The sequence below is a fragment of the Gordonia sp. OPL2 genome, assembly GCF_003797825.1.
Taxonomy (GTDB): Bacteria; Actinomycetota; Actinomycetes; order Mycobacteriales; family Mycobacteriaceae; genus Gordonia.
The window spans coordinates 38813-60829 of record NZ_RKME01000022.1; the positions used below are offsets into that span (position 1 = coordinate 38813).

Annotated in this window: 16 protein-coding genes; 11 read left to right on the forward strand and 5 right to left on the reverse strand. The window is 67.3% G+C overall.

Going from position 1 to position 22017, the window contains the following annotated elements:
* The first annotated feature begins 94 nt into the window (after positions 1-94).
* Entirely contained in the window at positions 95-1330 is a 1236-nt protein-coding gene (locus EEB19_RS18900) for an acyltransferase (protein ID WP_187588894.1), read from the forward strand.
* A gap of 1 nt (position 1331) precedes the next feature.
* On the opposite strand, the gene EEB19_RS18905 is transcribed toward EEB19_RS18900, so the two are convergent.
* A complete protein-coding gene (locus tag EEB19_RS18905; RefSeq protein ID WP_262365779.1) occupies positions 1332-1919 on the reverse strand; it encodes a vancomycin high temperature exclusion protein in 588 nt (195 codons plus the stop codon).
* A gap of 277 nt (positions 1920-2196) precedes the next feature.
* Between EEB19_RS18905 and EEB19_RS18910 the strand changes: the two genes are divergently transcribed.
* From EEB19_RS18910 to EEB19_RS18935, 6 genes are all read left to right on the forward strand, one after another.
* A complete protein-coding gene (locus EEB19_RS18910) occupies positions 2197-3573 on the forward strand; it encodes a wax ester/triacylglycerol synthase family O-acyltransferase (protein WP_187588939.1) in 1377 nt (458 codons plus the stop codon).
* A gap of 263 nt (positions 3574-3836) precedes the next feature.
* The gene (locus tag EEB19_RS18915; RefSeq protein ID WP_187588895.1) at positions 3837-7607 is read left to right on the forward strand and encodes a (Fe-S)-binding protein; all 3771 of its coding nucleotides are present in this window, start codon (positions 3837-3839) and stop codon (positions 7605-7607) included.
* Positions 7608-7794: 187 nt separating this feature from the next.
* Positions 7795-9045, forward strand: a complete 1251-nt coding sequence (locus EEB19_RS18920) for a pyridoxal phosphate-dependent aminotransferase (RefSeq protein ID WP_187588896.1) — start codon at positions 7795-7797, stop codon at positions 9043-9045.
* Positions 9046-9153: 108 nt separating this feature from the next.
* Positions 9154-10935: an SDR family oxidoreductase gene (locus EEB19_RS18925; RefSeq protein WP_187588897.1), complete on the forward strand. Its 1782-nt coding sequence runs from the start codon at positions 9154-9156 to the stop codon at positions 10933-10935.
* 27 nt (positions 10936-10962) lie between these two features.
* Entirely contained in the window at positions 10963-11898 is a 936-nt protein-coding gene (locus EEB19_RS18930) for a metal-dependent hydrolase (RefSeq protein ID WP_187588898.1), read from the forward strand.
* An 11-nt stretch (positions 11899-11909) separates the two neighbouring features.
* A complete protein-coding gene (locus EEB19_RS18935; RefSeq protein WP_187588899.1) occupies positions 11910-13070 on the forward strand; it encodes a PDR/VanB family oxidoreductase in 1161 nt (386 codons plus the stop codon).
* On the opposite strand, the gene EEB19_RS18940 is transcribed toward EEB19_RS18935, so the two are convergent.
* A complete protein-coding gene (locus EEB19_RS18940; RefSeq protein WP_187588900.1) occupies positions 13032-14612 on the reverse strand; it encodes a DHA2 family efflux MFS transporter permease subunit in 1581 nt (526 codons plus the stop codon). The genes EEB19_RS18935 and EEB19_RS18940 overlap by 39 nt on opposite strands.
* A 96-nt stretch (positions 14613-14708) precedes the next feature.
* Between EEB19_RS18940 and EEB19_RS18945 the strand changes: the two genes are divergently transcribed.
* Both EEB19_RS18945 and EEB19_RS18950 read left to right on the forward strand, forming a co-directional pair.
* Positions 14709-15284 (forward strand): TetR/AcrR family transcriptional regulator, encoded by a 576-nt coding sequence (locus EEB19_RS18945; RefSeq protein ID WP_187588901.1) that lies wholly within the window; start codon positions 14709-14711, stop codon positions 15282-15284.
* Positions 15285-15319: 35 nt separating this feature from the next.
* The gene (locus EEB19_RS18950; RefSeq protein WP_187588902.1) at positions 15320-16087 is read left to right on the forward strand and encodes a MerR family transcriptional regulator; all 768 of its coding nucleotides are present in this window, start codon (positions 15320-15322) and stop codon (positions 16085-16087) included.
* A 211-nt stretch (positions 16088-16298) separates the two neighbouring features.
* Here EEB19_RS18950 and EEB19_RS18955 read toward each other — a convergent pair whose 3' ends face one another.
* The 3 genes from EEB19_RS18955 to dcd form a co-directional block, all read right to left on the reverse strand.
* A complete protein-coding gene (locus tag EEB19_RS18955; RefSeq protein WP_187588903.1) occupies positions 16299-17933 on the reverse strand; it encodes a hypothetical protein in 1635 nt (544 codons plus the stop codon).
* Positions 17934-18046: 113 nt separating this feature from the next.
* Positions 18047-19465: a UDP-glucose/GDP-mannose dehydrogenase family protein gene (locus EEB19_RS18960; RefSeq protein WP_187588904.1), complete on the reverse strand. Its 1419-nt coding sequence runs from the start codon at positions 19463-19465 to the stop codon at positions 18047-18049.
* Between the two features lie 177 nt (positions 19466-19642).
* The gene (dcd, locus tag EEB19_RS18965; RefSeq protein WP_187588905.1) at positions 19643-20212 is read right to left on the reverse strand and encodes a dCTP deaminase; all 570 of its coding nucleotides are present in this window, start codon (positions 20210-20212) and stop codon (positions 19643-19645) included.
* 189 nt (positions 20213-20401) lie between these two features.
* On the opposite strand from dcd, the gene EEB19_RS27025 reads away from it, so the two are divergent.
* A complete protein-coding gene (locus EEB19_RS27025; protein ID WP_262365780.1) occupies positions 20402-20527 on the forward strand; it encodes a hypothetical protein in 126 nt (41 codons plus the stop codon).
* Positions 20528-20583: 56 nt separating this feature from the next.
* Complete coding sequence (locus tag EEB19_RS18970) at positions 20584-21987, forward strand: hypothetical protein (RefSeq protein WP_262365781.1); 1404 nt, start codon at positions 20584-20586, stop codon at positions 21985-21987.
* Positions 21988-22017 lie beyond the last annotated feature (30 nt).

Here is a 22017-nt window from a genome sequence, read left to right on the forward strand (position 1 = left end):
CGGATCGCCACCGAGATGCGACGAGCGCCCGAGGACTCGCGGCCGAGACCCCTCGGACCGGGATCCAGTCAAGGGTTGGGGCGAAGAAGCACGCATGACCACGTACGCACCGGGACAGGACAGTGCCGCCGCCACGACGGCCACCGGCAGCCTCACGCGCAGCGCTGATGCGGTCCGCAGTGCGAGCAAGCGCGCCTACCTGCATCATGTCGACCTGATCCGGGCGACCACGTTCTCGCTGGTCATCTTCGTGCACTGCCTCACCCAGACCACGGATGAGTTCACCAGCCTGCCGGTCAACACGACCTCGCTGCTGCTGCACTTCACGCGCAACACGTTCTTCGCGTTGACCGGCTTCGTGCTGATGTATCAGAACTACGAGAAGACCGATTTCCGCGCCACGGAGTTCTGGCGCAGACGGATCAAGCTGGTCATCTTCCCGTACATCATCTGGTCGGCCGTCTACTGGCTCGTCCAGAAGGTGTGGGCGCAGGGCCGGATCGCGGAGGTCGTGTCGAACCCCGTACACAGCCTCGGCGAGTTCGCCGGTCTCGTCGGCTGGGGCCTGTCGGGTTTCCAGATGTACTTCCTCTTCGTCATGCTGCAGGTCTACCTGCTCTTCCCACTGGTCCTGTTCCTCGTGCGGGCCACCGCTCGCCATCACGGCCTCTTGCTTGCCGCGGCACTCGGAGTGCAGGTGGCGATCACCGCGGCCATCACCTACTGGCAGCCGCCGGCCCCGATCTCCGACTACTGGTGGCACCACTACGCCACCTTCGTGCCGTATCAGTTCTTCATCCTCTACGGCGCAGTCGCCGCGGTACACCGTGACGCGATCGCGCGGTGGCTGGAAGGCAAGGGCTGGTGGCTGTTCGGGGCACTGCTCGTGACCGGGACGATCGCCGCCGGGACCTATCTGACCGGTGTGTGGTTCCGCGGACAACCGGTGCACGACAACGACTCCGCGTTCTATCCGTATCTGTTGCCGTTCCTCGTCGTGGCCATCGCGTGCCTGTACGCGGCCGCGGCCCATTGGGCGACGCACTGGCGCGACTTCACCCCACGCTTCGCCCGCGCGGTCTCCTACGCATCGAACCGCTCGTTCAGCGTCTTCCTCGCCCACGTGCTGGTGCTGTTCTTCATCCTCAAGCCGCAGTCCGGTGGACAGGCCTGGATTCTCGAGACGTTCGGCCAACCGTGGGGCACGATCGTCGCCTACGTCGGGACCATCGGCGGCTCGCTGCTGCTTGTCGAGATCCTCCGACGACTCCCCGGGTCGTCGTACCTCACCGGCCGGCCACGCCTGCCGCTGCCGGGCCGCACCTCCTGATTCAGCGCCCGGTCACCACGCTCAGCAGGGCTCGCGGACGCGCGAGCAGCAACTCGCGCACGTGGTTGCGCACGACGGTCAGGATCGGGCACTCGCATCCGGCCTCCACGCCCGTCGCGTCGACGCCGACGGATCGGCACAGCGCGATCGCACGCGACAGATGGAAGTCCTGCGTGACGATCACCGCTCGGCGCACCCCGAACTCGTCGCGTGCCCGCCGACAGCTGGCCACGGTGTCCAGGCCGCCCGGGTCGTCGGCGATGAGATGGCCGTCGACGCCCCGCTCTTCCATGTACCGCCGCATCACGGCGGGCTCCTCGCCGGTGATCCCGTTGCCGGAGTTGATGATCCGGTCTGCTCGACCGGCCCGGTACAGCTCGATCGCGGTGTCGAGCCTGCCCCGTACGTAGTCACCCGGCTCGTCGTCCTCGACGAGAGAACCCAGAACCAGGACGGTCGAATGGTCGGGGACGTCGTCGGTGTCGAGGACCCGCCCCGCCGACATCACGTGGACACAGGTCGCCGCGACCGTGATGATCAGCTCGACGACGACGAGTGCGGCGAGGACCGCCCGCGATGCCGGATGCACGGCTTCACGGTAGGCGACGCCCTTCGTGACGCTCGCAAGCTCGCTCCTCAGGGACCGGCGTCAGTCGCCAAGCTGCCCTCCTCAGGGACCGGCGTCAGTCGCCAAGCTGCCCTCCTCAGGGACCGACGTTCATTGGCCCCTGGGGAGACCGCGAGGAACGAGCGGTCGTCACGAAGGGCCCGGCCCACCCGTGTTCGTCATTCCCGGCCCCCGACCGCGACACACCTTGATACTGATGGAACCGCAGTGCCCGTTGCTCGATCCGGAGGTCGCCCTCATGCCCTACATGCCGATCACCGAATCGATGTTCCTCATCGCCGAGACCCGCGAACAACCGATGCACGTCGGCGGTCTCCAGCTGTTCGTGCCACGCGAGGGCCAGACGGCCACCGAGCTCGCGGAGGAGATGTTCACCACCTTCCAGGAGTGCCTCGACGTCCAGCCGCTGTTCCGGAAGCGTCCGGCATCCCCGGTGACGATTCTCGGCAATGTCGCGTGGTCGTTCGACGAGGAGATCGACTTCGAATACCACGTCCGCCGGGCGGTGCTGCCCACACCGGGGCGCGTCCGCGAACTCCTCCGCTATGTGTCGCTGCAGCACGGTGCGCTCCTCGACCGATTCCGGCCGATGTGGGAATTCCACGTCGTCGAGGGTCTCGCCGACGGTCGGGTCGCGCTGTACACCAAGGTGCATCATTCGCTGGTCGACGGCGTTTCGGCGCTGAAGCTGCTGCAGCGCACCCTCACCACCGATCCCGACGACCGCAGCGGCACGGCCCCGTGGAACCCGAATCTCTCCCGGCGGCGGTCTCACGGCTCCAGCGCCGGCCTCGGCTCGCGAGTGCGGGGCGCGCTCGACGTCGGCGGCCAGGTGATCGGCATGGCCCCCGCCGCCGCGAAGGTGGCGATGCGCGGTCTCACCGATCCCGATTTCGTCGGGCCCGGCAATGGTGCGCCGCGCACCATCCTCGACGTCGCGATCGGGAGCGCTCGCCGTTTCGCGGCTCAGCAATGGGAGATCGACAGACTACGGGCGGTCACCACCGAGCTGCAGATCACGCTCAACGACGTCGTCGTCGCGATGTGCGCCGGCGCGCTCCGCTCCTACCTGATCGATCACGACGCCCTCCCCGACAAGCCGCTGATCGCCTCCGTGCCGGTGTCCATGCACACCGATTCCGACAAGGTCGGGAACTCCGTCACCGCGATCATGGTCAACCTGGCCACCGATCAACCCGATCCCGAACGCCGGCTCGCGACGATCGTGGCGTCGACCCGTCGCAGCAAAGAGGTCGTGCGCGGCCTGAAGCCCCTGCAGGCACTTGCGCTGGGAGCGGCGAACTTCGCGCCGCTGGCCTTCGCCACGGTGCCCGGGTTCGTCCAGTACACCCCGCCGCAGTTCAACATCATCATCAGCAACGTGCCCGGCCCGTCAGAGCACCTCTACTGGAACGGCGCACGTCTCGACGGTGTCTACCCGGTGTCGATTCCGATGGAGGGCCTGGCACTCAACATCACGGTGACGAGCACCGCCGACCACGTGAACTTCGGACTGATCGGGGCCCGGGCACAGCTGCCGAGCCTGCAACGTCTGCTGACCCATCTCGACACCGCGCTCGAGGAGATGGAGAAGGTTGCCGGAATCCAGCGCTGAGCGTCCTGATACGTTCTGAGCAGCGCATGTCGTGATGCTTCCCACAGGAAGCGGTCCTCCAGGCCATCTGACTCGATAGTAAGTTACTGATGAGTACCATCAACATGACATCCCCCTGGGGACCGAGCGTTAGTTAGGTCATCCTTGGCAGCGTTCCAGCACCCCGACGAACTACGGTTACCTGTAGTACACGTCAGCCCGTGTGCGCATCAGCCCTGCGCAAATCGGGTCGGCGACGACCTAGAGAAAGGCCGGTACGCGCCGTGACAGCCACGACGATCGCCATCGGTACCACCGCAGCTGTTCTCAGTTTGTTCTGCTGGGCCATCTTCTTCCGCGGGATCTGGAGGATGCTGCGGATGTTGGCGCAAGGACAGAGCGTCGACCGCGGCCGGTACTTCCCGGTCATCCCGCGCCTGATGACGATGCTCAAGGAGTTCGTCGCCCACACGCGCATGGTCAAGTTCCGCACCGTCGGCTGGGCGCACTGGCTGGTGATGGTGGGCTTCCTCGGCGGCTTCCTGCTGTGGTTCGAGGCGTACGGACAGTCGATCGATCCGGAGTTCCACTGGCCCGTCTTCGGCGATTGGTTCATCTGGCATCTCTGGGACGAGCTGCTCGGCATCGGCACCGTCGTCGGCATCGTCGTGCTGATGGTGATCCGTCAGCAGAATCACCCGCGTGTCCCCGAACGTCTGTCGCGTTTCAGCGGATCGAACTTCCGCGCCGCGTACTTCGTCGAGGTGGTCGTCCTCCTCGAGGGCCTGGGCATGATCTTGGTGAAGGCGTCGAAGATCGCGACGTATCACCACAGCAACGTGTACTCCGATTTCTTCACGATGCAGGTCGCCAAGATCCTGCCGGCGTCCCCGACGCTGGTGTCGATCTTCGCGGTGATCAAGCTGATGAGCGGCATGGTGTGGCTGGCCGTCGTCGGTTACAACATCAACTGGGGTGTGGCCTGGCACCGGTTCTCCGCGTTCTTCAACATCTATCTCAAGCGTGAGGCCGACGGTGGCGTCGCGCTGGGCGCGGCCAAGCCGATGATGAGCCAGGGCAAGGTCCTCGACATGGAGACCGCCGATCCCGACGTCGACGCGTTCGGCGCGGGCAAGATCGAGGACTTCTCGTGGAAGGGCTGGCTCGACTTCACCACCTGTACCGAATGCGGTCGGTGCCAGAGCCAGTGCCCGGCGTGGAACACCGGAAAACCGCTGTCGCCCAAGCTGCTGATCACCTCGCTGCGTGATCACGGCAACGCGAAGGCGCCGTACCTCATGGCCGGCGGTCGCAAGGACATGGGCGGCGACGAGGTCGGCCTGGTCGACGCCGACGGCAACGTCCTCGAAGACAAGCTGAACGCCATTCCCGAGTCCGCCCGGGTGGAGGCCGAACGCAAGCTGGTCGGCGAGAGCAAGGGCGGCGTTGCGCAGAAGAGCGACGCCCACGGGACCGAGGCGCAGTACGACCCGGAGGAGATCGGTGCGGTCATCGACACCGAGACCCTGTGGAGCTGCACCACGTGCGGTGCGTGCGTCGAGCAGTGCCCGGTCGACATCGAGCACGTCGACCACATCCTGGACATGCGTCGCTACCAGGTGCTGATCGAGTCGGACTTCCCGACCGAGCTGGCCGGCATGTTCAAGAACCTCGAGAACAAGGGCAATCCCTGGGGCCAGAACGCGTCCGCTCGCACCAACTGGATCGGCGAGATGGACATCGAGATCCCGGTGTTCGGCCAGGACGTCGAGTCGTTCGAGGGCTTCGAGTACCTCTTCTGGGTCGGCTGCGCCGGCGCCTACGAGGATCGCGCGAAGAAGACCACCAAGGCCGTCGCCGAGCTGCTCGACATCGCCGCGGTGAACTTCCTGGTCCTCGGTGAGGGCGAGACCTGTACCGGCGACTCCGCCCGACGCGCGGGCAACGAGTTCCTGTTCCAGATGCTGGCCCAGCAGAACATCGAGATGCTCGGCGAGGTGTTCTCCACCGCACCCGAGCAGCGCAAGAAGATCGTCGTCACCTGCGCGCACTGCTTCAATGCACTCGGCAACGAGTACCCGCAACTCGGCGCTAAGTACGAGGTCGTCCACCACACCCAGCTGCTCAACCGGCTGGTGCGCGAGAAGCGCCTGGTACCGGTCGCGCCGCTGGGCGAGGGCGTCACCTACCACGACCCCTGCTATCTGGGCCGCCACAACAAGGTCTACGACGCCCCGCGTGAGCTGATGGCGGCGTCCGGCTCGCAGCTGACCGAGATGCCGCGCCACGGCGAGCGGTCCATGTGCTGCGGCGCCGGCGGCGCCCGCATGTGGATGGAAGAGCAGATCGGCAAGCGCATCAACATCGATCGCGTCGACGAAGCGCTCGACACCCTGGGAACACCCAACGGGGACACGCCGCAGAAGGTGGCCACCGGCTGCCCGTTCTGCCGCGTGATGCTGACCGACGGCGTGACCGCGCGGACGGCGAACACCGAGCAGGAAGGCAAGATCGAGGTCGTCGACGTCGCTCAGCTGCTGCTCGAGTCGGTCCGTCGTGGCGCCCCCGAGGTCCAGCGCGGCGGCCGCTTCCTCGGTCCGGCGTCAGTGCCGACCGTCAGCGAGCCCGAACCCGCGGCTGCCGAAGAGAAGGAGCCGGAGCCCGCGGCCACCGCGGCATCGGCGACGACGACCGAGGCAAAGCCGAAGCCGAAGGTCGGCCTGGGCATGAAGGGCGGGAAGAAGCCCGGCGCGACGGCGAAGACGGATGCCCCCGCCGAGTCGACACCTGCGGAGTCCGCGCCCAGTGAGTCGGCACCCGCCGAGAAGAAGCCCGCTGCCAAGGGATTCGGCATGGGCAAGGCCAAGAAGCCGGGCGCGGCGTCCGCCGGATCGGCTGCTCCCGCCCCCGCCGAGGCCGAGTCGTCGGCCGCAGTCGAATCCGCTGCCGAGTCCGCCCCGGCGGCCGAGAAGAAGCCCGCCGCCAAGGGATTCGGCATGGGCAGCAAGGCCAAGAAGCCCGGGGCGGCGAAGCCCAACGCGGCCGCGTCCGACGCGGGCGTGACGGCTCCGGCCGAGAACCAGGTCGCCGAGACCGAGTCCGCGCCCGAAGCGGCCCCGACCGCCGACACCGAGTCGTCGGCCCCGGCCGCCACGGAGGCCAAGGCCGGCAAGGCCAAGGGATTCGGCATGGCCGCGGGCAAGAAGCGCCCCGGTGGCGTCGGGTCGTCGGCGGCCAAGCCGGCTGCCTCGGCACCGTCCGAGACCCCGGCCGAATCCGATTCCGCGCCGAGCGAATCCGAGCCGACGAGCGATCCCGCTCCGAGCGCGCCCGCTGCCGCCGCAACGACCGCGGCAGCATCGACGGAGGCCACGCCCGGCAAGGCCAAGGGATTCGGCATGTCGGCCGGCAAGAAGCGCCCCGGCGGGATCGGGTCGTCGGCGCCGAAGCCTGCGGCCGCAGCGTCCGCCCCGGCGGAATCCGGTCCGGAGGCAACCGAATCCGCCGACGCCGAGTCGTCGGCGACGCAGGAGGCTCCTGACGAGGGCGGTTCGGTCTCCACGACGGAGTCGACGGAGGGCGCCACCGAGGCAGCATCTGCGGCCTCGGCATCGACGGAAGCCACCCCTGGCAAGGCCAAGGGATTCGGCATGTCCGCCGGCAAGAAGCGCCCGGGCGGGATCGGCAAGGCCGCACCGGCGAAGGCCGCTGCTCCGGCGCCGAGCGAGAGCACGGCACCTGCCGACGAGTCGGAGGCGTCGTCGGCGGATGCGTCGGGGACGGCTGCGGAGACCTCGTCGGAGACGAGTCCGGAGGCGCCCGAGTCGACACCGACCGAGCCGGCAGAGCAGTCGGAGCCGGCAGAGCAGTCGGAGCCGGCAGAGGCCGAGTCGACCACGGAGACCGACACGGCCCCGGCCGCCGACGACGCGCCTGCGCCGTCGCCGAACGGATCGTCGAACGGGTCGGCCGCGAAGACGATCTCGGAGGCCGGCGCCTCGAAAGCGAAGGGTTTCGGTATCGCGGCCGGGAAGAAGCGGCCCGGGCACTCCTGATCGGCAGGTTCGTGCGCCGACATCCGGTGCACGGACCGACCGCTTGAAAACCTCACCCTCACTCCACAACACCACCTCGGTTTCGAACCGAGGTGGTGTTGTCGTCGAGGGGTGTTGCAGCACTTCGGAGTGATCGGTCGGCGGAGTCGCCAAAACCTGCTTGCCGTGTCCTGTCACAATTGAACTCGTGAGTAGACCGTACGTATCGCACCTGAACCAGAACCTCAAGCCACTCGAGCAGTCACAGAAGCTGCAGAACGTGTGCTACGAGATCAGGGGGCCGGTGCACGCGCATGCGGCGCGCCTGGAGGCCGATGGCCACCGGATCATGAAGCTCAACATCGGCAATCCGGCACTGTTCGGGTTCGAGGCACCCGACGTGATCATGCGGGACATGATCCACGCGCTGCCCTACTCGCAGGGGTATTCGGAGTCGGCGGGCGTGCTGTCGGCGCGGCGAGCGGTGGTCACGCGATACGAGCTGATCGACTTCCCCTACTTCGACGTCGACGACGTGATCCTCGGCAACGGGGTGTCCGAACTGATCACGATGACCATGCAGTCGCTGCTGAACGACGGCGACGAGGTGTTGATCCCAGCCCCCGACTACCCGCTCTGGACGGCGATGACCGCGCTGTCGGGCGGGCGCGCGGTGCACTACCGCTGCGACGAGGACAACGACTGGAACCCCGACATCGCCGACATCGCGTCGAAGATCACCGACCGCACCAAGGCGATCGTCATCATCAATCCGAACAATCCCACGGGCGCCGTCTACTCACGTGAGGTGCTCGAACAGCTCGTCGAACTCGCCCGCCAGCACTCGTTGCTGATCCTGGCCGACGAGATCTACGACAAGATCCTCTACGACGATGCCGTGCACACCAGCGTCGCCTCGCTGGCCCCGGATCTCCTGTGCATCACCTTCAACGGCCTCTCCAAGGCGTACCGCGTGTGCGGCTACCGCGCCGGATGGCTGGTCCTGACGGGCCCGAAGGACCACGCGAAGGGCTTCATCGAAGGTCTCGGAATCCTGGCATCGACACGATTGTGCGCAAATGTGCCGGGGCAGCACGCCATCCAGGTCGCGCTGGGCGGCTATCAGAGCATCGACGCCCTCGTCGCGCCCGGCGGGCGACTGTACGAGCAGCGCAACGTCACCTGGGAGAAACTCAACCAGATCCCCGGGGTCAGCTGTGTGAAGCCGATGGGCGCGCTCTATGCATTCCCCCGCCTCGACCCCAACGTGCACGAGATCCACAACGACGAACTGTTCGTCCAGGACCTCCTCTTGCAGGAGAAGATCCTGGTGGTCCAAGGCACCGGCTTCAACCTCACCGACCACAACCATTTCCGGATCGTCACCCTGCCCTGGGGCCGTGACCTGGAGAACGCCGTCGAACGCATCGGGAACTTCCTGTCCTCCTACCGGCAGTGATCGCACCCCTCCCCAACTACACGTGACGTCGAGTCACGGACACCCTGGTCAATTCATGTGACGCTTGGTAACGTCTAACCCCATTCGATCGTCTCGAAGGGGAGTCACATGGTCGATTGGCATAAGAGCGTGGTCAGCAACGGCGGGGTCCGCCTGGCCGTTTTCGAGGTGGGGGCCGATCCGGGATTAGCGGGGTCGACGCCCCGACCGACCGTCTTGTTGATCCACGGATGGCCCGACAGCCATCATCTGTGGACCCATGTGGCGCCGGTCCTCGCCGAGGAGTTCCGGGTCGTCTCCTACGACTGCCGCGGCTTCGGGGAGAGCGACCGTCCCGACGGCGACGAACCGTACCGTCTCGAACTGCTCGCCGACGACATCTTCGCCGTCGCCGAGGCGATCAGCCCCGATCAGCCGGTCCACGTCGTCGCACACGACTGGGGATCGGTGCAGGCCTGGGAGGCCGTCACCCGTCCGGGTGCGGAGAGCCGGATCGCGTCGTTCGTCTCGGTATCCGGCCCGAACCTCGATCATCTCGCGCAGTGGGCGCGCGGCACCCTGTCGCGTCCGACGCCGCGCAACGTGGGACGTGCTGCGTCGCAGGTGGCGTCGTCGGCCTACACGGTGTTCTTCCAACTGCCGGTGCTGCCGCGACTGTTCTTCGGCGCGGCGGGGTCACCGGCGGTGTGGCGGGAGTTCCTTCACCTGGTCGAGGGCACGCCCCGCGAGAACGTCGTCGTCGGCGACACGCTGCGTGACGACATGATCTCCGGACTTCGTCTGTACCGCGCCAACATTCGCACCAAGTTGCGGCGGCCGACCACCAAGGACACACACGTACCGGTCCTCGAGATCGTCAACGAGCGCGATATCGCGTTGCGCCCCGCCATCTTCGACGACACACATCGTCACACCCAGCGGCTGTGGCGACGCAGCACTCCGACCGGGCACTGGCTGCCGTACACCAATCCCGACTATCTTGCCCGCACCGCGCGCGATTTCATCGCCGGTCAGGCCGGAACGGCCGACAGTGCGGCGCGATTCGATCGCGCACGTGTCTTCGGCACACCGAAGCCGTTGTCGGGCAAGCTCGCCGTCATCACCGGGGCCGGGAGCGGAATCGGTCGCGACACCGCGCTCGCGCTCGCCGAGCAGGGCTGCGAGCTGGTCCTCGCCGACATCGACCTCGACGCCGCCGACGACACGGCACGCGAGAGCAAGACCTTCGGCGTCCAGGCCTCCACCTATACCGTCGACGTCTCCGACACCGCCGCGGTCACGACGTTCGCCGACACGGTTCGCGACCGCCACGGCGTCGCCGACATCGTCGTCAACAACGCCGGGATCGGTTTGGCCGGTGGAGCTCTCGACGCCACCGACGAACAGGTCGATCGTCTCCTCGACGTCAATCTGCGGGGTGTCATCTCCGGCAGCCGTTCGTTCGGGCGGCAGATGGTGGAGCGTGGGGTCGGTGGCCACATCGTCAACGTCGCGTCGGCTGCCGCGTTCACCCCGCAGCGCTCGCTCGGCCTCTACTCGGCCTCGAAGGCAGGCGTCCTGTTGTTCTCCGAGTCGCTGCGCGCCGAGTTGGCCGAGCACCGCATCGGCGTCAGCGCCATCTGCCCGGGCATCGTCGACACCAACATCGTCGGCAACACCCCGATCGCCGGACTCGACACCGAAACCGAGGCATCCGAACGTGATCGGATGAATCGCTTCTATCAGCGTCGAGGCTTCACCCCGGATCGCGTCGCCCGCGACATCGTGCGCGCGATCATTCGCAACAAGGCCGTCGTACCGGTGACCACAGAAGCCAAGGTGGGCTACCGCATCTACCGATTCACCCCCTGGTTGTCGCGGTTCGCGGCCCGACAGAAGGTCACCCGCTAGTGGAGTGTCACTGAGAGGAGTCGAGGAATGTCCGCGACCGCCCATACCGAGCACGGCCACCCGATCAACGACGCACGTGAGCCCCGGGACCTCGACGGATCCGATCCCGGGCCCGTGGAGCTGCACGCCCGCAACGTCGCCTTCGACTGGAGCGATGTGCCGCTGCACTGGATTCCCGGTCACGCCGTGCCGTCGAACTTCATCAGCGTGCTGAACCTCCTGCTGCCCGAGGGCGAGCGATGGTTCGTCCAGACCTACAACGAGGCACTGCCGTTGGTCCGCGACGACGAACTCGCGGCCACGATGCGTGGCTTCATCGGCCAGGAGGCCATGCATGCTGAGGCACACGACCACGTGCTGTGGGAGTTCCTGGAGCACCACGGGATCGATCCGAACCCGTATCTGCGGCAGATGGAATGGATCTTCCGCAAGGTCCTCGGTCCCATGCAGACGGGCACTCCGGCTGCGCGCCAGAAGCATCTCGTCGAACGTCTGTGGCTGATCGCGGCGCTCGAGCACTACACCGCGATCCTCGGCGACTTCGCCCTCAACAACACCTGGGTCGCGTCCGGCGCCGATCCGACGATGACCGACCTGTTCACCTGGCACGGCGCCGAGGAAGTCGAGCATCGAGCAGTCGCCCATGAGGTCGCGGTCTACTTCGGCGACAGCTACCTACGCCGCGGCCGAGCGATGCTGGTCGTGCTGCCGATCCTGCTCTTCCTCATCAACCGAGGTTTCCGGTTCATCATGGCGCAGGATTCCTCGATACGGCACAACTGGTTTGCGCAGCAGTACCACTACTTCCGCGGCGTGCGCGCCGGGGTGCTGCCGAAGATGCGGCACATCGTCTTCGCGACGTTCAGCTACTTCCGGCCCGGCTTCCATCCGAACGAGATCGGCAGCACCGCCCAGGCCGTCGCCTACCTCGCGGCGTCACCGGCGGCTCGCAACGCGAACTGACGAGACAGCCGATGAATCAACGCGCACATCCCCACACCACGGAGATGCTCTCTCCTCCACCACATCTGCACGGCCGATGGCGACACGACCCGTTCCTGACCGTCGGCACCGCAATCGCGAAGATGTGGTGGCCGTTCTGGCGGCCGTTGGCCCCGTTGCACGACACCGCCCTCGACGACGGCGTGACCACCGTGCGACTCGTCGAACGAACGGTCGTCGCCGCCGACGAGCACGTCATCGCGCTGACGTTCGCCGCACCGGACGGCGGGATACTCGCCCGATGGCATCCGGGCGCGCACCTCGATCTTCTGCTGCCGTCGGGTCGCATGCGTGAGTACTCCCTGTGCGGAGACCCCGCCGACCGACACACCTACCGCATCGCCGTACGACGGATACCGGACGGTGGGGGTGGCTCCGTCGAGGTGCACGACGACCTCGCGATCGGTGATCTCGTGTCGATCAAGGGACCGCGCAACGCCTTTCCGCTGGCGGTGCCCGGACATGGCTCGCGCGCACGATCGGTCCGATTCATCGCGGCCGGCATCGGGATCACCCCGATCCTGCCGATGCTCGCCGCCGCCGACCGGTTCGGGCTGGACTGGTCGATGATCTACACCGGTCGCTCCGCGGAATCGATCCCGTTCCGCGACGAGGTCGCACAGTACGGCGACAAGGTGACGATTCGCACCGACGATGCCGATGACAGCTCCGGGCGGCCGGCAGGCCTGCCGACGATGGAGGAGCTCCTCGGCCCTGCTGACCCCGAGACCGGCCGCGCACCTGCCGGTCTGGCCGTGTACTGCTGTGGCCCGGTGCCCATGTTGGAGAGGCTCCGCCGCCATCTGGCCGATCGCCCCGACATCGAGCTGCACTACGAACGATTCAGCCCGCCGCCGGTCGAGAACGGGTCGCCGTTCACCGTCACCCTGGCGTCGACAGGACAGCAGATCGAGGTGGCCGCGGACGAAACGGCACTCGCCGCGATCCGGAAAGTCTTTCCGTCGGTTCCGTATTCCTGTCAGCAGGGTTTCTGCGGCACGTGCAAGGTGAGGACGCTGTCGGGCGACATCGATCACCGCGACAACATCCTCACCGAGCCGGAGCGCGCCGCGGGCTGCTTCCTGACCTGCGTCTCACGGGCGGAGGGTGACCACCTCACCGTCGACCTCTAGCGTGCTGTCGGCGGCGGCGTCGGCCGAACCCGCCTCCGCGACATGCCCGCCGACGGTACCGCGCAGGAAGTAGGCAGCCGCCAGTGCGGCGACGCCGGTGACGGCGACGGCCACCCAGACCGCGCTGTGCAGCCCCTCGACGAAGACGTCCTGCACCGCGATCCGCAGCTGATCCGACACGGCCGCGGGTGCGCGTCGGGCCACCTCGACTCCGGCCATGACCGAGTCCTCGGCGATACCGGCGGCCGACTGCGGGACACCCAGCGCGGCAAGCCGATCCCCGACACCGCTGGTGTACACCGAGGTCAGCACGGAACCGAGCACGGCGACGCCCAGGGTGCCGCCGATCTCACGCGTGGTGTCGTTGACGGCGGAACCCGCACCGGCCTGTTCGGGACGCAGGGCGTCCATGATCAGTTGGGTGCACGGTCCGGAGATGAAGGCCAATCCCATCGCCATCAACGACATCGACCAGATGATCAGTTCCCAGTACCCCGACATGCGCGACGACACCTCGACGAGCGCGAATCCGCCGGACATCAGGAGCGCGCCGAACACGGCGACGACACGCGCGCCGAACCGGTGGGAGAGGGCCATCGCCACCGGCGAGAAGACAGCCATCACGACGGCGAACGGCAACGTCCGCAGTCCGGCCTCCAACGGTCCATAGCCCTTGACCGCCTGGAAGAACTGGGTGATCAGGAAGATGAACCCGAAGAGAGCGAAGAATGCGACGCTGATCATCCCGGCGGCTGCCGCGAAGTGCCGGTTCGCGAACAGTCGGATGTCGAGGATCGGGTGCTCGATGGTCAGCTCTCGCCATGCGAACAGTCCCAGCGCGACGATCGCGACGCCGAGACCACCCAGGGTGCGGGGATCGGTCCAGCCGAAGTGCGGTCCCTCGATCACCGAGTACGTCAGCAGGCCGAGGCCGATCACCGACAGCACCAATCCCACGGAGTCGAAGCGCGACACCGCTTCCGGTCGGGTGCCCGGCACGACCAGCGCGATCGCGACAACGGCGATGACGGCCATCGGCAGGTTGACCCAGAACACCGAGGACCACGAGTAGTGCTCGAGCAGCCACCCGCCGAGCACCGGCCCGATCGCGACCGCGACGCCCGAGGTCGCGGCCCAGACGCCGACCGCGGCGGCACGCTGCTTCGGTTCGGTGAACACGGTGGTGATGATCGCCAGCGTCGCGGGGAAGACCAGCGCCGCGAACAATCCGAGACCGCCGCGGGTGGCGATCAATTGCCCGAGGGTCTGCGACGAAGCGGCCAGCACGGACACCGACGCGAAGCCGACGATGCCACCGAGCAACATCCGGCGGTGACCGAAACGGTCGCCGAGGTAGCCGCCGGTGAGCAGCAGACCGGCGAAGACGAGCGTGTAGGCGTCGACGATCCATTGCAGTCCGGAGGTCCCTGCTCCGAGGTCGCGCGCCATCGTGGGCAGCGCGACGTTGACGATCGTGTTGTCGACCATGACAAGTAATTCGGCGAAGCACAGCGCCGCGAGCGCGAGCCAACGGGTTCTCATGACCTTCTCCTTCGAGTGTTGTTCGTGGAACGTCGTCACACCGTTGTAGTACGTTGTTCTACTCAAGTAGAACGCCGTGCCAGTACAGTTGTCAACGTGTCACCGGCAAAGAGCACCCGAACACCCGCGACCGAGGTCCGCGCGAATCTCGTCGCGGCGGGTCGTCGGCTTCTCGAGAAGAAGGGGGCCGCCGCACTCACCGTGCGCGCGGTGGCCACCGAGGCGGGCGTCGCCCCGATGGGCGTCTACAACCACTTCGACGGCAAAGAAGGCCTGCTCAACGCCGTCGTCACCGACGGGTTCCGGGAACTTGCCACCCGGATCGCGGCCACCGATGCCGACGCATCGGCGCGCCTGCTCAGCAGCGGGAGGCAGTACCGACTCTTCGCGATCGCCAGTCCGACGATGTACGAGCTGATGTTCTCGACCGAGTGCCATCCCGACGACGAGGTGGCGGCCGGTGCGTTCGAAGTCCTCGTCGACATCATCCGGTACGGACAGGCGGCGCGGCACATCATGGACGGTGAGCCGTATGCGCTGGCCGGGCAGGTCTGGGCGTGCGTACACGGCGCCGTCAGTCTCGAGTTGCTCGCTCCCCATCCACCCACGATCGCTCCCGCCGACAACTACGAACAGTTGCTCACCCTGATCGAGCGAGGAATCGCGGCCTGACCCGACGGGCGGTGGCCATCTGAAACAATGTCGCGGTGACCGAATACCGGATCGACGATCTGGCACGGGCAGCGGGCACGACGACCCGCAACGTGCGTGGCTATCAGGACCGCGGGCTACTCCCCCGCCCGGTCCGTCGTGGACGCATCGCGATCTACACCGACACCCACCTCGCCCGCCTCAAGGTCATCAACGATCTGCTCAAACGCGGCTTCACGATCCGGCACATCGGCGAGTTCCTCTCGGGAATCCAACGTGGCGACAACCTGGCCGAGGTCTTGGGCCTGGAAGAGATCGTGTCCGAGCCCTGGTCGACCGCGACGTCGACGACGATCTCGGCCGATGATCTGAAGGGGTTGCTGAACTCCGGGAATCCGGCACACTTCGAACGGCTCATCGAGTTCGGGCTGATCGAGCCGAAGGGCGCCGACGACAATCCCGACACCTACACGATCCTCGATCAGGAGACGGTGTCGGCGTATGGACGGCTCGTCAAACTCGGGCTCCCGCTGAGCGGCATCCTGGATGTGCACGGACGGTTCGACCGCGAGATGGCCGCGGTGGCCGAGGTCGTCATCTCGGCGGGACGTCGCGCCATCACCGAAGGCCATGAGGACGGCTGGATTCCGCAGACCCCCGCCGAATCCGAGTGGGCCACCGAGTTGCTCGGCGAACTCCGGCGAGCGGGATCGGTGTCGGCGCACAACGCACTCGACCGCGCCCTCGACCGCGACCTGGCCCGGCAGCTGAGCGAGTACCTCGGACGCGCTCGGCAGTCGGCGGCGGAGAAGCCCGCCGACTGACGGTTCCGCCTCCTCTCACCCGGTCCCTGAGGAACGAAGCGATAGCGACGTGCGCCCCGGCCCCTGAGGAACGAAGCGACAGCGACGTGCGCCCCGGTCCCTGAGGAACGAAGCGATAGCGAAATGCGCCCCGGTCCCTGAGGAACGAAGCGATAGCGAAGTGTCACGAAGGGCCCCCGCCGGATCCGCGTGCCGACGGTTCCGCGTCCCCTCAGCCGGGCAGGACGATCGGAGGCAGGCCCGGGATCGGATTCGGGATCGTACGTTGACGGGGCCGTGGCCGCGGGCGCGGCCGATTCTGCTGCTGCGTAGGCTCATCCGCGGATTCCTCCGACGTCGGCGGTGGAGGCGGCGGTGGCGGCGGTACATATCGCGCGGCGGGAACCCGGGCCTCGGCGAAGTCCGCGGGATCGGCATACGACGGACGCTGCTCCGTACTCGTCTCACCGACGGCGACATCGGCCGGACGGGGTGGTTCGTCCGTGCCGGTGACCGCGACGGCCGCCGCGACACCGATCCCGATGATCGCGCACGCCGCGACGATCACCCCGACGATCCGCCGGGTGCGCACCGATGACCGAGAGCGCGTGGTCGGCGGCGTGAAGACCGGATCGAGCTCCCACTCGCGAGGTTCGTAGGAGCGCCGGGCAGTCGGCGTCCCGTCCGGCATGGCACCGATGACAAGCGATCTGGGCCCGTCGTCGGGAGCTGCATGGTCGTCGGGTCCGTCGGCGTCGGCGGACGTTCCGAACGGCGCCGGCTGTCCGACGGGATCGAACATCGGATCGACCGGTCCCGCACCGTACACGGGCTCGTACGGCCGCGGCGGCATGGCGATCGGCTCGTCGAAGCGCAGCGGTTCGGACACCGGCCGGGTGTTCTCCGACAGCGGGTCGTCGACGGGCCAGTCGGGGTCCATCGGCGGGATGAGGTCGAGCGGAGGGATCAGCTCGACCGGCGTCGAGGCGCGGACCGTCGACGATCCGATGGTCGGCATCGGCGACGAATCGGGTTGTGCAGCAGGGAAATCACCCGAGTGACTGGGTTGAGAGGCCTCGTCGAGGGCCTCGGGCTCCGGAGCCGCGCTCTCCCGGTCGACGAAGGACGGAGGCGCGGGGGTGGGTGGTTGGAGGATGGGTGATTGCCCGATGGGCGGTCCGACGGTGGGCGGTTCGGCGATCGGCGGCTCCACACCGGAGTCGTGCCGGTTCGGCACCTTGTCGTCGTCGGCGGCGGGCGCGGGGGAATCCACGGCGACGACCGGCAGAGATGCGGTCCGGCCGAGGGTCGCCGCCAGGCCGGGCCAGACGTCGTGGCCGGGGGCGAGGACGAGCGAACTGATGGGACCCGACGCGTCGGCGACCACCTCGCGGCACTGCCGGACGAGGCCGGCCGCGATCGCCGAGGTCGCCTCGTCGATGTCGCGAAGGGCCACCCGGAAGAACTTCACGTGTTCGCGTCCCATGATGAAGGTGCCGTCGGCGGTGGCGAGACGTCGGCGGCCACGCGAGGCGAGATCGAAAAGTTCGGCAGTCCACGCCTCGTTCGTCGGCTGTTCGACCCGGCCCGTGCGAACGAGATGATCGGCGAGCAGCCGGTCGATGACAGCCGGCCTGATTCCGGGGTCGCTCCGGATTCCCATCATCGCCTCGAACCGCGGGTCGACGATGCTCAGGCGCAGAGCATCGTCGGCGAGTTCCAGGAGCAGGAACGGATGGTCGGCGGGGATCTCCCGAGCCAGTTGACGGGCTGCGACATCACCCAGGAACGTGGCATCGATCAGGCGCGCATCAACGTCGGTCGTGGGCTCTGCCGAGCGACCGCGATCCGTCGCGTCGTCTGTCATCCGATTCGGTGTCCTGCGCCTGGCCTGCGTCTGCGTGTCTCGCAACTCCCCCGAGTGCGTCCCCCGCCCAGCCTTTCGTCTCCGAAGGCCGGACGCACGACACTAACACGACGTCAGCGGGACGGGGGCGTGGCGACCGTCTCCACCTGCGGCAACGCGACGTCGGGACGGACCCGCGGTGTCGGGCCGACGTTCGGCCGGTCCCGCATCGGTCCGCCGATGGCGTGGAACTCCCACCCTGCTGCTCGCCACGCGGTGGCGTCGAGGCAGCGGCGGCCGTCGACGATCACCCGAGCGCGCACGACGTCCGCCAGTTCCTCTGGGGCCATGTGGACGAACTCGGCCCATTCGGTGGCCACGACGACGGCGTCGGCCGCCCCGCAGGCCTCGCGCGCACTCTGTGCGTAGCTCAGCATCGGGAACATGCGGCGTGAGTTCAGCGATGCCTTGGGATCGAAGACGGTCACCGACGCTCCGCGCAGCGCCAGCTGTCCAGCGACGTTGAGCGCCGGAGAGTCACGCACATCGTCGCTCTCGGGTTTGAAGGCGGCGCCCAGGATCGCGATGTTGGTGCCGAGGACATCGCCACCGACCGCGTCGGTCACCAGATCGACCATCGCGCCGCGGCGGCGGGTGTTGATCGAATCGACCTCACGCAGGAAGCGGAGCGCTTGGGTGGCACCGACTTCGTCGGCCCGGGCCATGAATCCGCGGATGTCCTTCGGTAGGCATCCGCCACCGAAACCCAGTCCGGCGTTGAGGAATCGGCGCCCGATGCGTCCGTCGTAGCCGATGGCGTCGGCCAGGGTCGACACATCGGCGCCGACGTTCTCGCAGATCTCGCTGATCGCGTTGATGAACGAGATCTTGGTGGCGAGAAAGGCATTCGCGGACACCTTGACCAACTCGGCGGTGGCCCAGTCGGTCCGCACGAAAGGCACTCCGGTCTCGAGGATCTCGCGGTAGATCTCCGCGATCACCTCGTCGGCGGCGGTGTCGTCGGCGTCCGGATCGGTACCGACGACCAGCCGGTCGGGCTCGAGCGTGTCCTCGACGGCGAAACCTTCGCGCAAGAACTCCGGGCTCCACGCCAGCGTGACGCGGGTGCCGGGGGCGGTGAGCACGGCCATCCGCTGGGCGAGAGCGGCGGCGGTGCCCACCGGTACGGTCGACTTCCCGATGATCAGGTGCTCGCCACGCAGCAGCGGGGCCAGGGCATCGACGGCGGACTCGACGTGCGACAGGTCCACGGCGTAGCCGCGTCGCTGTTGCGGTGTGCCGACGCCGAGGAAGTGCACCGACGCGAAGTCGGCGGCGTCGCGGTGGTCGGTCGTGAAGCGCAGTCGGCCGGCGGCGAGGTTGCGGCGCAGCACGTCGGACAGTCCCGGCTCGAAGAACGGCACCTCGCCGGCTTGCAGCCGGGCGACCTTGTCCGCATCGACGTCGACGCCGAGAACGTCATGACCGAGTTCGGCCATGCACGCGGCGTGGGTCGCGCCGAGGTATCCGCATCCGATCACAGTGAGCTTCATGTCTGAAGTGACTACGCGCGGAGTACTGCCACCGGTCAACGACGACGTGTCACGTCCCGATCGATCGGGTGAACACCGGTCCGGAGAACGTGAACGCGGCGCGAACCAGCCTCGCCGATCGAGTAGCCGCGAACGGAGTGAGTGGCATATCGAGATCGCCCCACGACCGTCGGCGACCTACGGGCGGATGAAGTTCAGGTACGCCTTCGACGGCGTCGGACCGCGCTGACCCTGGTATTTGGACCCGACGGAATCGCTGCCGTACGGGTGTTCGGCCGGGCTGGACAGCCGAATCAGGCACAGCTGCCCGATCTTCATCCCCGGCCACAACGTGATCGGGAGGTTGGCCACGTTCGACAGTTCCAGCGTGATGTGGCCGGAGAACCCGGGATCGATGAATCCCGCGGTCGAGTGGGTAAGCAGGCCCAGGCGTCCCAGCGACGACTTGCCCTCGAGTCGGCCGGCCAGGTCGTCGGGCAGCGTGCACACCTCGAGCGTCGACCCGAGGACGAACTCCCCCGGATGCAGCACGAACGGTTCCCCCTCGGTCGGCTCGACGAGGGACGTCAGTTCGTCCTGTCGCTGCGCCGGGTCGATGTGGGTGTAGCGGGTGTTGTTGAAGACGCGGAACAGACGGTCGAGCCGCACGTCCACGCTCGACGGCTGCACCAGCGTCGGGTCGAACGGGTCCAGGGCCAATCGCCCGTCGGCGATCTCGGAACGGATGTCGCGATCGGAGAGCAGCACGCCTGTGAGGTTAATCGACCGGACCCGATGAACAGCGGGTGACCGCGATCTGTCGAGCCAGATGCGAATTGATCCGAACCATGGTCAATCGGGCCGACGGTGTTCTAGTGTCCCCCGTGATACGCGCGTGATCGCGGTGTGACGTGCAGGAGACCGGGGGAAGTCGGGGACGGATGCGGGGATTCGGCTGTGCTGATCAGGGTGCTGGAGTACGACGCGCTGATGCACGACGACGGGCAGGTGCGCGCCGTGGTGCGAGTGTCCGCGGTCGAGCGGATGCGGTCGCGGGTGAAACCCCCGCCGATCGTGCCCTGAATTCCGCCGAGCGTGTCCAGAATTTCGTCGACCGTGCTCGACGACGACGTCGGCGCGTGGCGATCGTCGCCGTCGGACTCGTGCTGGCGGTGGTGACGTCGTTCGGCGGCGAGCGCGGCATCGGTGCAGTTGCGACTGCCGCCCCGCAGGCGCCGGGCCAGTCCGCTCACCCGTCGGACGGCGAACCACGAGAGTGCGTCGGATCGCGGTTCGCCACCTTCGGCGCCGTCTACGACGCCATCTTCGATTCGCTTCTGCCGATGTTGCCGTCAGAGATCAAGAAGCAGGCGCCGACGATCCGCGCCCGCGCGCACCGCGAAATGCAGGGCATGCGGATCTCCTCGCTCGCCGTCTCCAACCATCCGTACGATCTCGGCGCCGACGACAAAGACCCGATCATGACCTACCGGGACCCCATCTCCCAGTGGATCGTCTCCCAGCTGGTAGGCGTCCGCGAGGGTCGCGACGCGGAGGCGATCCCGGTCGAGAACCTGACGGTCGCACAAGCCGTCGAGACCGTCTGGCTGTATCTGTATGTGACGGTGATGGTTCCGCTCACCGTCGTACGGCGCACCGTTCCGTCGATCGCGACCGTCGCGGGCCCGATCACCGTCGGGACATTGCTGACTCTGCCGATTCTTCTCGGAGTGTTCGCCGCAACCCAGCTCTATCAGGCGATCAGCAGTGCGCTTGTCGAGTCATGTGTCGTGTCGGTGACCCGTTCACAGAAGGAGAACGCCGGCAAGGCGGTGAAGGATCTGCGGTTCGCCGGTGCGGTGCCGGGTATCGTCCGTGACATCGCCCGACAGGTCGATGTGGCCGATGCACAGACCTGCCCGCCGATCGGCGGACTCCCATTGTCACGCATCGCGTCCCGCACGTCCTCGTATCTGCAGTCGATCACCGCCGACCGCGCAACGGACCGCCGGATCGGAGCCGCCGCCGATCAGGTGCAGAACTGGATGCGCCACACCCGGGTCACCGACAATCTCATCCCGGCCGATCCGGCCGACTTCTCGACTCCCGAGTACGCGATCTCACAGATCGGGGCGCTCATCCCCTACGTCGGCGGCGCACCCCTCGACATCGCGATAGGGCTGAACCACAACCGCGGGCAGGGAGCGGATTTCGGCCGGACCGTTCCACTCTCATCGCTGTCGGTGACCAAGACGCTCACCGCCGCCTACTACGCGTATGCCCTCGCCGCGCATGTCGTCGAATTGGCCTGGCAGGAGGGCGGAACCGACCCGTCGGCCGCTCTTCTCGCCGACCTGTTCCCCGATGCCGGCATCACCGCCGGCATGATCCCGCGCACCACGGGCATCGTCGGCGCGCCGAATCTGTACGGACTCGTGGTGTACCACAACGTTCTTCGGTCGATGTGTCTCGCCGAGGACAAGCGCCCCACTCCGACCCCGCCGTCGGCGAAGCGTGTCCCGGTGTCGGCGGCGCGGTGGTGAGCGGGCCGCAAGGCACTGGCCCCTGAGGAG